Origin of the sequence: Tatumella morbirosei (assembly GCF_000757425.2) — a bacterium.
In the GTDB taxonomy this organism is placed as follows: Bacteria; Pseudomonadota; Gammaproteobacteria; order Enterobacterales; family Enterobacteriaceae; genus Tatumella; species Tatumella morbirosei.
Genome location: NZ_JPKR02000005.1, coordinates 801,405 through 817,614 on the forward strand (window position 1 = coordinate 801,405; position 16,210 = coordinate 817,614).

The window sequence follows — 16,210 nt, forward strand, 5'->3', positions numbered from 1 at the left end:
ATTACTTAGAAACGGTCAGACGAGCACGGCCTTTAGCACGACGACGTGCCAGAACCTGACGACCATTTTTAGTAGCCATACGAGCACGGAAGCCGTGAGAACGGTTGCGCTTCAGTACAGACGGTTGAAAAGTGCGTTTCATGGCGATTTCTACCTAAACTTGAGAATGTTCACTTGGTGACGCGTAGCTGAGTCAGTAAACCGACCGACGCCTCAGTGTATTTTATTTAAAGAGGCGGGATTGTAATAACTGTACAGTCCTGAGTCAATTTACTTTGGCTAATAATGACACCTTTATGCCTGATTAAGGCTGTTTACTTCAGTCATGATCACCGGATTCCGGAAATCTGGCCGACAAACAGCGTGAGAATTATACGGGCTTCCTTATAAAGAGCAAGGATCGTTAAGGATCATCTGGCGATCGCAGCTTAAAAAACTTCAGGGCTGGGGGGAATGAGCTGTCCGGTGAGATCAACATAAAGATTTTCGGGCCGAAGATTACAGAGCGTGACCTCGCCGCTGTCATTATAAAATCCTGTGGATAAAATGGGTAAAATCCGTGTAGAAAAGGAGGATCTCTTGCCCGCTTTGCGCTATGATCCGTCGTTCCGCTGATGATCCTTCCAGGTTATCCGGCGGTGATGATTTACAGATCGTTGCAGCAGGCGATTTCTACGTCTGTATCAATAATTAGTGTTTTCAAAAGATTAGCACCGTTTCTTGTCTTATTTTTGTACCAGTGGAGTCCGCCGTGTCACTAACGCTTTGGCAACAGTGCCTTACCCGTTTGCAGGATGAATTGCCTGCCACTGAATTCAGTATGTGGATCCGCCCGTTACAGGCTGAATTAAACGACAACACCCTGGCTCTGTACGCACCAAATCGCTTTGTACTCGACTGGGTGCGCGATAAATACATCAATAGTATCAATGGACTGCTGAATGAATTTTGCGGTGTGGATATCCCGCAACTCAGGTTTGAAGTTGGCGCGCGGCCTGCGGCGGCGGCCCCGGCAACGGTACCAGCAGCAAGTGCGGTGACCATGCCGAATATCTCACAACCTGTCCCCCCGGCCCGGCCAACGACCAGCAGCAATGAAGTGCGTCCAAGCTGGGATAATACCCCTGCGCCGGTTGATGTGGCCTACCGGTCGAATGTTAACAGCCGGCATAATTTTGATAATTTTGTCGAAGGTAAGTCGAATCAGCTTGCCCGTGCAGCGGCCCGTCAGGTTGCCGATAATCCCGGCGGCGCCTATAACCCGTTATTTCTGTATGGCGGAACGGGGTTAGGCAAAACGCATCTGTTACATGCGGTTGGTAATGGCATTATCGCCAGAAAACCTAATGCACGGATTGTCTATATGCACTCCGAACGTTTTGTCCAGGACATGGTGAAAGCATTGCAAAACAATGCGATAGAAGAGTTTAAACGCTACTATCGTTCAGTAGACGCGTTATTGATTGATGATATTCAGTTCTTTGCCAATAAAGAGCGGTCCCAGGAAGAGTTTTTTCATACTTTTAATGCCTTGCTGGAAGGTAATCAGCAAATCATTCTGACGTCTGATCGCTACCCGAAAGAGATTAACGGAGTGGAAGATCGGTTAAAATCGCGATTTGGCTGGGGTCTGACCGTAGCTATCGAGCCTCCTGAACTGGAAACCCGTGTTGCTATTCTGATGAAAAAAGCGGATGAGAATAAAATTCGTCTGCCAGGTGAGGTCGCTTTCTTTATCGCCAAACGCCTGCGTTCTAATGTCCGCGAGCTGGAAGGGGCTCTTAACCGTGTGATTGCTAATGCCAATTTTACCGGGCGCGCTATCACTATTGATTTTGTGCGTGAAGCCCTGCGTGACTTGCTGGCTCTACAGGAAAAGCTGGTCACCATCGATAATATTCAGAAAACGGTCGCAGAATACTATAAAATTAAAGTTGCCGATTTGCTGTCAAAACGCCGTTCGCGTTCGGTTGCACGACCGAGGCAGATGGCCATGGCGATGGCCAAAGAGTTGACCAACCACAGTTTGCCGGAGATCGGCGATGCTTTCGGTGGGCGTGACCACACTACGGTGTTACATGCCTGCCGTAAGATTGAGCAGTTGCGTGAAGAAAGTCACGATATAAAAGAAGATTTCTCCAATTTAATCAGAACATTATCTTCCTGACGCTATGAAATTTATTGTAGAAAGAGAGCAGTTGCTCAAACCATTACAACAAGTGAGCGGCCCCCTGGGGGGACGTCCGACATTACCTATTCTTGGCAATCTGCTGTTGCAGGTTAGCGAGGGTGCCCTGTCTTTGACGGGTACCGATCTTGAAATGGAAATGGTTGCCCGTGTTACTCTCAGCCAGCCGCATGAAGCCGGGGAGACCACCGTACCTGCGCGTAAATTCCTGGATATCTGCCGGGGACTTCCTGAGGGTGCTGAAATTCATGTCATTCTGGAAAATGACAGAATGTTGGTACGCTCTGGTCGTAGCCGTTTCTCGCTATCGACGTTACCGGCAGGTGATTTTCCAAATCTGGATGACTGGCAGAGTGAGGTTGAATTTACCCTGCCACAGGCGACTCTAAAGCGACTGATTGAAGCAACACAGTTTTCGATGGCCCATCAGGACGTCCGTTATTACCTCAATGGCATGTTGTTTGAAACAGCAGGTGAAGAGCTGCGTACTGTTTCTACAGATGGTCATCGGCTGGCGGTCTGCTCAATGCCGATTGGTCAGTCATTGCCAGACCACTCAGTGATTGTACCTCGCAAAGGCGTGGTAGAATTGGTCAGGTTGCTGGATGGTGGTGATAACCCGTTACAGGTTCAGATTGGCAGTAGCAATATCCGGGCACATGTGGGCGATTTTATCTTCACCTCTAAACTGGTGGATGGGCGCTTCCCGGACTATCGCCGCGTATTGCCTAAAAATCCGGATAAAACTCTGGAAGCAGGTTGTGATCTGCTACGCCAGGCATTTGCTCGTGCAGCTATTCTGTCTAACGAAAAATTCAGAGGCGTCCGGCTATTTATTACCGAAAACCAACTGCGTATCACCGCCAATAACCCTGAACAGGAAGAAGCTGAAGAGATCCTGGATGTAAATTACCAGGGGAGTGATCTGGAAATTGGTTTTAATGTCAGCTATGTGCTGGATGTACTAAACGCCCTGAAATGTGAGAATGTCAGACTATTACTGACAGATTCTGTTTCCAGTGTGCAAATTGAAGATGTCGCCAGCCAGCATGCAGCTTACGTTGTTATGCCAATGCGACTGTAGCCCGCAATTCTGATGTTCAGTCTGCCTGCAGCAGCATGAGCTGCAGGCAGACTGCTCCCCTGAATGAGTTTGCCTCTCCTCCGGACTGACCTATGGCCCTGACACGCCTGATTATTAAAGATTTTCGTAATATTGCTCAGGCTGATTTAGCCCTGTCAGAGGGCGTGAACTTTCTGATTGGTCCTAACGGGAGTGGTAAAACCAGTGTGCTGGAGGCAGTCTATACGCTGGGGCATGGCCGGGCATTTCGCAGTATTCAGACTGGCCGCGTGATCCGCCACGAACAGTCATCATTTGTATTACATGGTCGTATCGAAGATGTTCACCAGCAGCACAGTATTGGTTTAAGTAAGGACCGTGCCGGTGACAGCAAAGTCCGTGTCGATGGCACTGACGGTCATAAAGTGGCTGAACTGGCCCAGCTATTGCCTATGCAGCTGATAACCCCGGAAGGTTTTACGTTGCTGACCGGAGGGCCGAAATTTCGCCGTGCTTACATCGATTGGGGCTGCTTTCATAATTATCCCGGATTTTTCAGTGCCTGGAGTGATTTACGCCGGCTGATGAAACAGCGAAATGCGGCCTTGCGCCAGGTCACCAGCTATCGGCAATTGCGACCCTGGGATCAGGAACTGGCTCCACTGGCGCAACAGATCAGCGAGTGGCGACAGGCTTACAGTGATGAAATCACCCGTGAAATTAAAGCGACCTGCCAGCAATTTTTGCCGGAATATGACCTGAGTTTCTCTTTTCTGAGGGGCTGGGACAAAGAGAGCGATTATGCGGAGTTACTGGAGCGTAATTTTGAGCGAGACAGAGCACTGACCTATACTGCCAGCGGCCCGCATAAATCTGATTTTCGCATACGGGCTGTCGGCACCCCGGTAGAAGATTTGCTGTCCCGCGGGCAGCTTAAGTTATTAATGTGTGCCCTGCGCCTGGCGCAGGGAGAGTACCTGACACGTCAAAGCGGACGACGTTGTATTTACCTGATCGATGATTTTGCCTCTGAGCTGGATGATGAACGTCGTCATATCCTGGCCAACCGCCTGAAAGCGACCCGGGCACAGGTTTTTGTCAGCGCCATAAGTGTTGATCACGTTATCGACATGAATGATGAAAAGGGCAAGATGTTCAGCGTAGAAAAAGGTAAAATAGCAGTTCAACCTGAAGATTAAAATGAGCGAGAAACGTTGATGTCGAATTCTTATGACTCCTCCAGTATCAAAGTTCTGAAAGGACTTGATGCGGTACGTAAACGCCCCGGTATGTACATCGGTGACACGGATGACGGCACCGGGTTGCATCACATGGTATTCGAGGTTGTGGATAACGCCATCGACGAAGCACTTGCGGGCCACTGCAAGGAAATTATTGTTACTATTCACGCAGATAACTCTGTGTCTGTTCAGGATGATGGCCGTGGAATTCCTACCGGTATTCACCCTGAGGAAGGTGTTTCTGCGGCAGAAGTTATCATGACGGTACTGCATGCCGGCGGTAAGTTTGATGATAACTCGTACAAAGTGTCAGGCGGCCTGCACGGTGTTGGTGTTTCGGTGGTGAATGCCTTATCCGAAAAACTGGAACTGACGATTCGTCGTGATGGAAAAGTCCATCAGCAAACCTATCTGCACGGTGTGCCAAGTGCGCCGCTGAATGTGGTGGGCGAAACTGACTCCACGGGAACATCGGTTCGTTTCTGGGCCAGTCATCAGACGTTTACCAATGTCACCGATTTTGAATATGACATCCTGGCGAAACGGCTGCGCGAACTGTCGTTCCTGAATTCCGGAGTCTCTATCCGGTTGATCGACAAACGTTCCGACAAGAGCGACCATTATCATTATGAAGGCGGAATTAAAGCGTTCGTTGAATATCTGAACAAAAATAAAACGCCAATTCACCCGAACGTGTTCTACTTCAGTACCGAAAAAGACGGTATTGGTGTGGAGGTTGCTCTGCAATGGAACGATGGTTTCCAGGAAAATATTTACTGCTTTACTAACAACATCCCTCAGCGTGATGGTGGAACACACCTGGCCGGTTTTCGTGCTTCAATGACCCGTACGCTGAATGCCTATATGGATAAAGAGGGTTACAGCAAAAAAGCTAAAGTCAGTGCGACCGGTGATGATGCCCGTGAAGGACTGATTGCCGTCGTGTCGGTGAAGGTACCGGATCCAAAATTCTCCTCTCAGACCAAAGATAAACTGGTCTCTTCGGAGGTAAAATCTGCGGTTGAGTCGCAGATGAATGAATTACTGGCAGAATACCTGCTGGAAAATCCGTCTGATGCGAAAATTGTGGTCGGAAAAATTATCGATGCGGCCCGTGCCCGTGAAGCAGCCCGACGTGCTCGTGAAATGACCCGCCGTAAAGGTGCTCTGGATCTGGCTGGTTTGCCGGGCAAACTGGCGGACTGCCAGGAGCGTGATCCTGCATTCTCTGAAGTTTACCTGGTGGAAGGGGACTCTGCTGGCGGCTCTGCCAAGCAGGGGCGTAACCGTAAAAACCAGGCGATTCTGCCGCTAAAAGGTAAAATTCTGAATGTCGAAAAAGCGCGTTTCGACAAAATGCTCTCTTCTCAGGAAGTCGCCACTCTGATCACCGCACTGGGTTGCGGTATTGGCCGCGATGAGTACAATCCGGACAAATTGCGTTACCACAGCATCATTATCATGACGGATGCGGACGTCGATGGTTCACACATCCGTACCCTGTTATTGACCTTCTTCTACCGTCAGATGCCGGAGATTATTGAGCGTGGTCATGTGTTTATTGCTCAGCCGCCATTGTACAAAGTGAAGAAAGGCAAACAGGAACAGTACATCAAAGATGATGATGCGATGGATCAATACCAGATAGCGATTGCGCTGGATGGTGCGACCCTGCATACCAATTCCAGTGCACCGGCATTAAGTGGTGCTTCGCTTGAAGAGTTGGTAGCGATGTTCAATTACACCGAAAAGATGATTAAGCGGATGACCCGCCGTTATCCTGCAGCGATGCTGAAAAGACTGGTGTATCGTCCGACCCTGAGCGATCTCACCGACCAGGCAACCGTTCAGCAGTGGCTGGATGGACTGGTGAGTGATTTAAACGAACGCGAAGCGCATGGCAGCAGCTATTCCGGTTACGTGCGGGAAAATCGTGAGCATCAGCGTTTTGAGCCGGTCTTACGGGTCAGAACTCATGGGGTGGATACAGACTACCCACTGGATTATGAATTTATTGAGGGGCCTGAGTACCAGAAAATCAACGCATTGGGTGAGAAATTACGTGACCTGATAGAAGATGATGCGTTTATCGAACGCGGTGAACGCCGTCAGCCGGTGGCCAGTTTTGAACAGGCGGTGGAATGGCTGGTGAAAGAATCCCGTCGAGGCCTGTCGGTCCAGCGCTACAAAGGATTAGGCGAGATGAACCCTGAGCAGTTGTGGGAAACCACAATGGATCCGGATAGCCGTCGTATGCTGCGGGTTACCATTAAAGATGCGATTGCCGCCGATCAGCTGTTCACCACCCTGATGGGCGACGCGGTTGAACCACGCAGAGCCTTTATCGAAGAGAATGCGCTGAAAGCAGCCAATATCGATATTTAATCAGTACTGCCGAAACATCTGACCCTCTTTGGTGACAAAGAGGGTTTTTTTATTCCGAATCCCGCATTTTGTGTCTTTCCGCCATTAGCCATTAATAAATCCTATTTCATATCTCACTGACCGGAGGCAATACTCATTCCATTAAACCATGGAGGTATGGATGAAAGTTGCAGTTATTGGTGGTGGGGTTATAGGAGTCTCCTGTGCCCATCAGTTGGTTAAAGCCGGTGCTGAAGTTACTTTGTTCACTGAAGATATGTGGGCCTCTCAAGCTTCCGGTCGCTCCCTTTCCTGGTTAAATGCCTCCGGCTGCTGGCCAGAAAGTTATTACCTGTTACGTATGGCGGGGATTGCCCGTTATCAGACGCTGTATCACCGGCTATCACCAATCGACTGGCTCAAATTTTCTGGAGGAGTGTTCTGGTCCCGCCCCGAAGAAGTGGTTGAATGGCACAAGGCGGAAACTGACCATGGTTACCAGTCTGAGCTATTAAATGATCCTCAGCAACTGATGACGATCGAAGCGCTGGTGAATCCACAGGCGGTTAACGGTGCGGCACTGTTCAATCCCGGAGAAGGTTGGGTAAGCCTGCCGGAACTTATTCACACGTTACTGGCAGAATTTACAGCACTGGGGGGGGAAACCGTACAACATGCAGGAAAAGTGCTGCCATCTGCCGATATGGAGGGGAGGATTTGCGGCGTGATTACCCCGGAAGATGGGCTGTTGCCTTTTGACCGTGTGTTAGTCGCTTGTGGGGCTGAAACTCCTGCAGTGGTGGGTTCTCTGGGATACTCTCTGCCGGACGGGTCTGTATTATCAATGCTTGCCATCAGTGAACCAGCCGATATTCTGCCTGACAAGGTCTTCAATACTCCGCGGGTGGCTTTACGTCCAAATCCCGGCCATACACTGGCGCTAGACCATAGTTGGTATGTTGAAGATATCCGCCAGCAGGACGACGGTAGTTTTACAGTCAGTCCACAAATCCCCGCACGTCTGCTGGAAGAAGCTGATCGGATACTTTCCCTTGGAACGCCGTTAAAAGTCGCCAGCTACAAAGCAGGTCGTAAGCCTGTTCCTGCCGATGGTTTTCCGGTGCTCGGTGAGTTACCCGGTTTCCCGGGCTGTTATATTGCATTCACCCATTCAGGAGCCACTCTGGCACTGATTATTGGTGAACTGCTGGCAGGAGAAATGGTGACCGGTAAGCGGCACCCGATGCTGGCTGATTTCCGCCCGGAACGTTTTAATCAGGAATAACTTCAGGCCAGAGAGGGATTAATGAAAAAGTGGATAGTGTTGTTGTTTGCCGGTGGAATGTCCGGTAGTTATGCCGCACAGACTTTGCCTCCCCTCACTGTAGGTATCGATCCTACCTTTCCGCCATTTGAATATATGGATGATTCTGGTCATCTGACCGGTTTCGATGTGCAACTGGGCGAGGAGATTTGTGAAAGAATTCACCGGCATTGTACGTTTGTATCACTGCCGTTTGATTCGCTCATTCCCGCGTTGCAGGCCCGAAAGTTTGACATCATCCTTTCATCGCTGTCGATAAACAATGAGCGCAAAAAGTCTGTCGATTTCTCCCTGCCGCTGTTCAGCACGCCGGTGTATCTGATAGCCGCGAAGAGCAGTCCTCTGGTGGCAAATGCAGCGAGTCTTAAAGGTCATCGTGTGGGGGTACAACAGGGGTCTGTTTTTGAAACCTATGCAGATAAGTACTGGCGGCCACAGGGTGTGGAAGTGGTGAGCTATCAGTCACCTGACCAGATTTACACAGACCTGATCGCCGGCAGACTGGATGCAAGCCTGGATGATGCGGTGTCGGCTACTTTCTCATTTCTGAAAAAACCTCAGGGCGCCGGCTATGCTTTGAAGGGCAGGGAGGTGACCGATACTGCATTATTCGGTCAGGGGACAGGGATTGGTTTTCGGAAAGGCGAAGATCTTCAGCTTCAGCAGCAGGTCAATCAGGCGATCGCCGGGATCTATTCTGATGGGAGTTTTGCAAAGCTGAGCCACCAGTGGTTCACCTTTAATGTTGCAGTACAGCATAAGTAATTCTTCGGATGATATTCGCAGGAAATCAATAATCCAGTCTGATCAGTCAGATACTGTGATCTGTGCGGATTGTTGCCAGGGGAACGCTGTCAGATTCGACGTAAACAGGATAGCATCAGATGATATTCGGTAAATCATGAGGATGTTATGGCAATTAAACTGATAGCACTTGATATGGATGGCACGTTACTGGACCCGGAACATAAAATTACACCGGCAGTAAAATCAGCAATTGCCCGGGCTCAGGCACAGGGGATTATTGTGGTTCTGGCCTCCGGAAGACCCCATATAGGGATGAAGCGTTACATCACCGAGCTTGGCCTGGATACCCCGGGTCAGTTTTGCATCAGTTATAACGGTGCATTAGTCCAGCGTGCTGATGATGGAAGCTGTGTGGCGGAGGTCACGCTGGGTCACGCGGATTACCTGAAATTCTGGCAACTGTCCGTTGAGTATGGCGTCCATTTTCAGGCACTGGATAAAACCCACCTCTATACCCCCAATAAAGACATCAGTAAGTATACGGTGCATGAGGTTTCTCTGACTGGTATTCCTTTGCGTTATCGCTCGCCTGAGGAGATGGACGCTACGCTACGCTTTCCAAAACTGATGATGATCGATGAGCCGGAATTACTGGATGCCGCGATTACCCGTCTGCCACCGGAAATTATGCAGGATTACACAATTCTGAAGAGTGCGCCGTACTATCTGGAAATCCTGAATAATCAGGTAAATAAAGGGGAGGGGGTCAGGAAACTGGCTGAACTCCTTGGCTTCACAGCGGATGAGGTGATGGCGATTGGCGATCATGAAAATGATCTGGCAATGATTGCTTATGCCGGCAGTGGCGTTGCAATGGGCAATGCTATTGACTCAGTAAAACGGCAAGCCCGCTATCAAACCACTACTAATGCAGAAGATGGTGTAGCCCGGGCTATCGAAAAATGGGCGCTCACTGCCTGAAGCTGAAACAGGCATCGCCAGATGCCTGTCCTACCCCTGTTGTTAGTCCTCCACCTTTCTGACTGATTTTTTACACGGGCTTTCACTCCGGTGTCGTTACGGGTCAGCATTGTGTTACTTCATTGTAGCAACAGCCCTTCGGTGTATTCTCATTAAATACAATAATATTAATTAGTTAACAAGATCTGGCTAATGTTTGTCCGGTATTGTTACTCATAGTGACTGAGATCGCATTTTCTGTTAACACGCTAATAGTAACTATAGGTATCATTATTTCATCAAAACTAATGATACTTTTTAAACTTTATTGAGGTGTTAACTATGAAAACGATGACGACTTTAATCACTGCTGCTGCCTTATCTGCATTGTCTTTCGGTGCCTTCGCTGAGTCTGTCTCTGCGACTAGCAGTACTCTGGATGGTGCTCAGGCACAGATTGCTGCAAAAGCCAAAGCAGCAGGTGCTTCTTCATACACCATTACCAGTGCTGTTAATAACAACCGTGTTTATATGACTGCAGAACTGAATAAATAATCACTGATTATGAGTCGATACTTCCGTTTTTTTGTGACGGAGATCGCACAGTTAGTTAATAAAGAAATAGTGACATCAGTTATTATTAGCTGCATCAGGATTATTGATGTCCTGCGTAACAAATCACAGAGAAGGAATTTGACCATGAAAATTATGACTACTTTAGTTGCTGCGGCAGCATTATCTGCCCTGTCTTTTGGTGCTTTCGCTGAGTCTGTCTCTGCGACCAGCAGTACACTGGACGGAGCCCAGGCTCAGATTGCTGCGAAAGCCAAAGCAGCAGGTGCATCGTCATACACTATTACCAGTGCTACTGATAATAACCATGTATATATGACCGCTGAACTGAATAAATAAACGTATATATTCCTAAGTATTATTTTCTGACAGAAATTGTCTTTCTGGATAAGAAAAAATCGACGTAATAAATAACAAAGATGATTTAAATCAGGACAATGTGTGCCCTGCGTAATAAACCATAAAGAAGGAATTTGACCATGAAAACTATGACTACTTTAATTGCAGCTGCTGCATTATCTGCCCTGTCTTTCGGTGCTTTCGCTGAGTCTGTCTCTGCGACCAGTAGTACCCTGGATGGCGCTCAGGCTCAGATTGCCGCTAAAGCCAAAGCAGCAGGTGCATCTTCATATACTATTACCAGTGCGATTAATAACAATCGTGTGTATATGTCTGCAGAGCTGAATAAATAATAAAACCGACAGTATATTATTTTCTGACCGGTAAATACTCTCAGAAAATAACATTAATTTGCCGTGATGAATAATGCTGGTGTGAAATCAGGACAATGTGTGCCCTGCGTAATAAACCATAAAGAAGGAATTTGACCATGAAAACTATGACTACTTTAATTGCAGCTGCTGCATTATCTGCCCTGTCTTTCGGTGCTTTCGCTGAGTCTGTATCTGCGACCAGCAGTACCCTGGATGGCGCTCAGGCTCAGATTGCCGCGAAAGCTAAAGCAGCAGGTGCATCTTCATATACTATTACCAGTGCGATTAATAACAATCGTGTGTATATGTCTGCTGAGCTGAATAAATAATAAAACAGTGTGAGTAAGTCGCCGGAAAAGCTGCCTCAGGGCAGCTTTTCTTGTTTATAGTGGATATGGTACTGGCGCAATGCTACAGAATATTGCATATTCCTCACCACCGGAACCGTAATGGACGCGTGCAATGCAGGAAAAACAATTAACTTTTGACCCTCGCCATCATCAGCTGACAAACTCGCAGATCTGGACTCCGGACAGTCAATGGCTGGTTTTTGATACCCGACCACCGGAGGCGACGTTTAACAGCCTGACGGTCGAGCGTGTAAATGTTAATAACGGGCAGAATGAAATCCTGTATCGGGCTTCACAGGGAGCCTGTGTCGGGGTGATCAGTTGCAGTCCCGGGCTTCCCGAACGCTATGTCTGCATTCACGGTCCCGAGAATCCGGATAAGTTTTGGCATTATGATTTCCATCACCGTCGTGGCGTGATTATCGAGGATGGCCGCGCAATCACTCTGGATGCCTGTGATATTACCCCACCTTATACTCCGGGGGCTTTACGAGGTGGGACTCATGTGCATATGTTTGATAGTGAAGGTGAATTCCTCAGTTTCACCTACAATGATCATGTGATGCATGAGCGATCTTTGGCAGAAGATATGCGTAATGTGGGGGTGGCAGTACCCTTGCACCCGGTAATTGTTTGCGGACAGCATCCCCGGGAATATAACGGCAGCCATTTTTGCGTCCTGGTTAGTCAGACGACGGTGAATCCTCAACCCGGAAGTGATCAGATCAACCGGGCCTATGAGGAAGGATGGGTAGGTAACGCCGGTTATCGGAAAGCCAGCGGTGAATGGCAGCGCAGGGCGCTGGTATTTATTGGAGATACGCTCTCCAGCGAAGGGAGAAAGGTTCCGGAAATCTTTATTGTCGATTTACCAGAACACCCTGAAGACTTTACGACCGATGGTGTTTTTCCGTTGCAGGGACTGACTGACCGTTTACCTTTCCCACCACAGGGAGTAGTTCAGAGAAGACTGACACACACTCGTGGAATTGCGTTACAGCCCCGTCACTGGTTACGAACATCACCAGATGGAAGTATCATCACTTTCCTGATGGCCGATGAGAATGGGATTATCCAGTTGTGGAGTATCTCCCCTGAAGGGGGAACACCTGAACAGATCACCTGTCTCCCCGACAGTATTGCCTCGGTGGTAAACTGGCATCCGCAGGATGATGTAGTGGCTTTTGTATGTGATAACAGCATTATGGCATGTGATATTCGTTCAGGGCTCTGCCGGAGACTGACTCCCCGTACTGAACAGGCACCCTGCGCCGATGCGGTAGTCTGGTCCCCTGACGGGCTGAAAATTGCTTATATGAGGGATATCAGCGGCTGGAGACAACTGTTTATGGTGACTGATTTTTGACCGTGGCCGGTGGGGGAGGCATCATGGTATCTGTCCTGGCCAGAGTTTCGCTTTCAGCGACTCTGGCACGCAGCGAGCTCCCGCCTGATTTATTATCTTTACGGAAGTAATCCCACGGGACCAGCAGAGTATCCATAACTGCAGAAAACGGATAATCCACCACTGCAAGTGTTTTAATCGGCCAGCGCGTATTATGGTCTTCCAGTATTTCAGTATTTGCCCGCGTACCCGAATAGTACCCTTGTTCCGGACCGGTATGTGACATCACACTGGAACAGCCGGTAGCACAGAACGCACACCAGACAATGATACCTGCTGTCGGAATCCGGTTGATTACTTTAATCATAGTCGTCCCTTTTATCCTCAATAACCGATATTTCAGGCAGCTTTACTCGTTGCTTATATAACTCAGATGACTGCGATGGTTCTTTGAGTGTAAGACAATTCTCATTAGTTACCCTAAAAAAACTCGATTTGCTTGAAAAAAATGCGATCGGCCCCATTTTATCAGTAACGCCGCAGGATATCGCCGTCAGGGGTATCTGCACTTTTCGGTCTGTCCCTCAGGGAAGGCTATATATACTTGCTGAAATTCAGGAGTTTGATTATGCGTAACTTTGATCTGTCCCCCCTATACCGTTCAGCCATCGGTTTTGACCGTTTATTCAACCTGCTGGAGTCAAACCCTAACCAGGCGAATGGTGGCTATCCTCCTTATAATGTTGAACTGGTTGATGACACCCACTACCGGATCACAATCGCGGTAGCTGGTTTTTCACAACAAGAACTGGATATTACCTTTCACGACAACATGCTGGTAGTCAAAGGCTCACATCCTGTTGAACAACCAGAGAAAAAATACCTCTACCAGGGAATTGCAGAACGTAATTTCGAACGTAAATTCCAGTTAGCAGACCATATTGTAGTCCGCGATGCGCGGCTGGAAAATGGATTACTGAGTATCGACCTTGAGCGTATTACTCCCGAAGAAGTAAAACCCCGCCGCATTGAAATCAGTGATTCTGCCCGCTAAGTAACGGGTTAAAAGATGCCTGACGCCGCATAAATTGCGGCGTTTTTTATCGACTGCCAGCGGTGGTTCTGCGTTGCCGCTGCCGGATCCTTCCGGCGAAGGTATTAACCAGCAGACCAGCAATAATCACGACAATACCTGTCATCTGGGCAGGGCTCATAGTTTCATGCAATAAAACGGATGCACTGAGTATACCTGCCACGGGTACCAGCAGAGCCATAGGGGCGACCCGCGATGCCTCATAACGGCCCAGTAACCCTCCCCACAACCCGTAGCCGACAATTGTCGACAAAAATGACAGATAGATAACCGAAAATACTCCAGTGGATGAGAAATTGACCAGACTGTTTTTTACAGCATCAGCCCCGTCAAATAACCAGCTGCAGAGTATAAAAGGTAATACAGGGATAAAGGCGCTCCAGACAACCAGCGACATGGCAGGCACCGGATGGTGACGCATAATGACTTTATTTGTGATATTCCCCAGACCCCAGCAAAACGCTGCGGCTAGTGTCAGCAGCAAAGCGATGAGTGGCATGCCATGGGATGTGGTTCCAGCCAGGCTGTGTTCGGCAAGAAAAATCATTCCCAGCACCGAAATCAGTAAGCCGACAACGTTGTACCAGCGCAGTGACTCTTTAAGAAAAACGGCGCCAAACAACAAGGTGAAAAACACCTGAGCCTGCAGTATCAGTGACGCCAGGCCTGCAGGCATGCCGAGTTTTATCGACAGGAACAGGAAAGCAAACTGCCCAAAGCTTATCGTCAGCCCATAGGCCAGCAACCATTTAAAAGGGACTGCTGGCCGTGGAATAAACAGACAGGCGGGAAACGCCACCAGGGCAAAGCGCAGTGTGGCAAGTAAGAAAGGCGGGATACCTTCCAGGCCGACTTTGATAATGACGAAATTTATTCCCCAGATAATCACTACACATAATGCCAGTAACACATCTTTAAATCGCATAATTAAGCCTGTGGCCCGTAAAGGTTAATATTAATTTTCTGCAGAAAAAAACCGGTCCAGCTCCTCTGCAAGGATAACAATCGCGCGTTCTATCTCTTGATTATCAGGGACATAATTCATTCGCATACACTGACGGGTATGCTGCCATTCCCCGGTCAGACCCGGAAAGAAAAAATGCCCTGGTACCATCAATACTCCTCTGGCCTTTAGTCGGTGGTAGAGTTCTTCTGTAGAAACCGGCAGATTTTGGAACCACAGCCAGAGAAAAATCGCACCTTCCGGCTTATGGATCAGACAACGCTCTTCAGGGATGTAACGACGAATCAGGTCAATAGTTTCAGCGACTTTGTTTTTGTAATAGGGCCTGATGACCTGTTCTGATAGCCGCAGCAAATCTTTACGACAAAGCATTTCATGAGCAATGGCCGGACCGACGCTGCCTGGAGCCAGGCTGATGATACCGTTCATATTGCTGAGCGCCTGGATAGTCTCTTCATTGGCTATGATAATTCCACAGCGTGCCCCGGGCAGTCCCAGTTTAGAAAGACTCATGCACAGAATGATATTTGGGTTCCACAGTGCCCGGGCTTCGGTAAAAATGATGCCGGGAAACGGTAACCCGTAAGCATTATCGATCAGCAGTGGAATATTATGTTGGCGGGCCAGTTGATCCAGACCGCTCAACTCCTCATCGGTAATCACGTTCCCGGTCGGGTTTGTCGGGCGTGAAACGCACATCAGACCAATATCATCCCCGAAAACAAGGTTTTCCATATCCACATGATACTTGAACTGTCCTTCCGGCAGGCGACTGATAGTCGGTCTGGCGGCAACGAACAGATCTTCTTCCAGGCCTGCATCGGCATAGCCGAGGTATTCGGGGGTCAGAGGAAACAAGACTTTGCGTGTGGAGCCATCTGCCTGTTTACCGGCAAACAGATTAAACAGATAGAAAAACGCACTCTGACTGCCGTTGGTCAGGGCGATATTCCTGGCCGAGATATCCCAGCCATGGCTTTCTTTCAACGTTCTCGCAAGGCTCTCCAGCAAGGCATCTTTACCGCGGGGACCATCATAGTTGCAGAGTGCCTCTGTTAACGCACCACTTTGCTGCATTTCTGCCAGTAATTGCTGAAAATAGTCATCCATTTCAGGGATTTTCGCCGGATTACCTCCGCCGAGCATGACTGTGCCCGGGGTGCGTAAACCACGCCCCATATCTTCCATTAAACGGGAAATCCCTGTCTGACGGGTAAATTTGTTGCCGAACTGAGAAAAATGCATAGCAGGAGAAAGTTGGTTAATCGCAGGTGCAGTCACGATA

At 48.7% G+C, this 16,210-nt stretch carries 17 protein-coding genes; 13 read left to right on the forward strand and 4 right to left on the reverse strand.

From position 1 onward, the window contains the following. Position 1: 1 nt before the first annotated feature. The gene (gene rpmH / locus HA49_RS19200) at positions 2 to 142 is read right to left on the reverse strand and encodes a 50S ribosomal protein L34 (protein ID WP_000831330.1); all 141 of its coding nucleotides are present in this window, start codon (positions 140 to 142) and stop codon (positions 2 to 4) included. A 609-nt stretch (positions 143 to 751) separates the two neighbouring features. On the opposite strand from rpmH, the gene dnaA reads away from it, so the two are divergent. The 12 genes from dnaA (at position 752) to HA49_RS19260 (ending at position 12,889) form a co-directional block, all read left to right on the forward strand. Beyond that, entirely contained in the window at positions 752 to 2,167 is a 1,416-nt protein-coding gene (gene dnaA / locus HA49_RS19205; protein ID WP_038016393.1) for a chromosomal replication initiator protein DnaA, read from the forward strand. Positions 2,168 to 2,171: 4 nt separating this feature from the next. Further along, positions 2,172 to 3,272 carry a DNA polymerase III subunit beta gene (gene dnaN / locus HA49_RS19210; protein WP_038016394.1) on the forward strand — a complete coding sequence of 367 codons (1,101 nt, stop codon included), beginning with the start codon at positions 2,172 to 2,174 and terminating at the stop codon, positions 3,270 to 3,272. Between the two features lie 92 nt (positions 3,273 to 3,364). Continuing rightward, complete coding sequence (gene recF, locus HA49_RS19215) at positions 3,365 to 4,450, forward strand: DNA replication/repair protein RecF (protein ID WP_038016397.1); 1,086 nt, start codon at positions 3,365 to 3,367, stop codon at positions 4,448 to 4,450. Positions 4,451 to 4,468: 18 nt separating this feature from the next. After that, a complete protein-coding gene (gene gyrB, locus HA49_RS19220; protein ID WP_038016400.1) occupies positions 4,469 to 6,877 on the forward strand; it encodes a DNA topoisomerase (ATP-hydrolyzing) subunit B in 2,409 nt (802 codons plus the stop codon). 160 nt (positions 6,878 to 7,037) lie between these two features. Further along, complete coding sequence (locus tag HA49_RS19225; RefSeq protein WP_245610241.1) at positions 7,038 to 8,141, forward strand: NAD(P)/FAD-dependent oxidoreductase; 1,104 nt, start codon at positions 7,038 to 7,040, stop codon at positions 8,139 to 8,141. Positions 8,142 to 8,162: 21 nt separating this feature from the next. After that, positions 8,163 to 8,945 (forward strand): transporter substrate-binding domain-containing protein, encoded by a 783-nt coding sequence (locus HA49_RS19230; RefSeq protein WP_038016404.1) that lies wholly within the window; start codon positions 8,163 to 8,165, stop codon positions 8,943 to 8,945. Positions 8,946 to 9,092: 147 nt separating this feature from the next. Then, positions 9,093 to 9,908: a sugar-phosphatase gene (yidA, locus tag HA49_RS19235; protein WP_038016406.1), complete on the forward strand. Its 816-nt coding sequence runs from the start codon at positions 9,093 to 9,095 to the stop codon at positions 9,906 to 9,908. A 321-nt stretch (positions 9,909 to 10,229) separates the two neighbouring features. After that, complete coding sequence (locus tag HA49_RS19240; RefSeq protein ID WP_038016409.1) at positions 10,230 to 10,442, forward strand: YdgH/BhsA/McbA-like domain containing protein; 213 nt, start codon at positions 10,230 to 10,232, stop codon at positions 10,440 to 10,442. A gap of 144 nt (positions 10,443 to 10,586) precedes the next feature. Continuing rightward, on the forward strand, positions 10,587 to 10,799 hold the full coding sequence (locus tag HA49_RS19245; protein ID WP_038016413.1) for a YdgH/BhsA/McbA-like domain containing protein: 213 nt from the start codon (positions 10,587 to 10,589) through the stop codon (positions 10,797 to 10,799). 140 nt (positions 10,800 to 10,939) lie between these two features. Continuing rightward, positions 10,940 to 11,152 carry a YdgH/BhsA/McbA-like domain containing protein gene (locus HA49_RS19250; RefSeq protein ID WP_038016414.1) on the forward strand — a complete coding sequence of 71 codons (213 nt, stop codon included), beginning with the start codon at positions 10,940 to 10,942 and terminating at the stop codon, positions 11,150 to 11,152. A 137-nt stretch (positions 11,153 to 11,289) separates the two neighbouring features. Continuing rightward, positions 11,290 to 11,502 (forward strand): YdgH/BhsA/McbA-like domain containing protein, encoded by a 213-nt coding sequence (locus HA49_RS19255; protein ID WP_038016414.1) that lies wholly within the window; start codon positions 11,290 to 11,292, stop codon positions 11,500 to 11,502. Between the two features lie 133 nt (positions 11,503 to 11,635). Next, positions 11,636 to 12,889, forward strand: a complete 1,254-nt coding sequence (locus HA49_RS19260) for a YidR family protein (RefSeq protein WP_038016415.1) — start codon at positions 11,636 to 11,638, stop codon at positions 12,887 to 12,889. Here the strand turns inward: HA49_RS19260 and HA49_RS19265 are convergent. Continuing rightward, a complete protein-coding gene (locus tag HA49_RS19265; protein WP_038016713.1) occupies positions 12,870 to 13,232 on the reverse strand; it encodes a YceK/YidQ family lipoprotein in 363 nt (120 codons plus the stop codon). The two genes, HA49_RS19260 and HA49_RS19265, sit on opposite strands and share 20 nt — an antisense overlap. Positions 13,233 to 13,496: 264 nt before the next feature. Between HA49_RS19265 and ibpA the strand changes: the two genes are divergently transcribed. Continuing rightward, a complete protein-coding gene (gene ibpA, locus HA49_RS19270) occupies positions 13,497 to 13,922 on the forward strand; it encodes a small heat shock chaperone IbpA (RefSeq protein WP_038016416.1) in 426 nt (141 codons plus the stop codon). Between the two features lie 46 nt (positions 13,923 to 13,968). Here the strand turns inward: ibpA and HA49_RS19275 are convergent, their stop codons facing one another. Both HA49_RS19275 and HA49_RS19280 read right to left on the reverse strand, forming a co-directional pair. Next, positions 13,969 to 14,886 (reverse strand): EamA family transporter, encoded by a 918-nt coding sequence (locus tag HA49_RS19275; protein WP_038016418.1) that lies wholly within the window; start codon positions 14,884 to 14,886, stop codon positions 13,969 to 13,971. Between the two features lie 30 nt (positions 14,887 to 14,916). After that, positions 14,917 to 16,170 (reverse strand): valine--pyruvate transaminase, encoded by a 1,254-nt coding sequence (locus HA49_RS19280; protein WP_038016715.1) that lies wholly within the window; start codon positions 16,168 to 16,170, stop codon positions 14,917 to 14,919. Positions 16,171 to 16,210 lie beyond the last annotated feature (40 nt).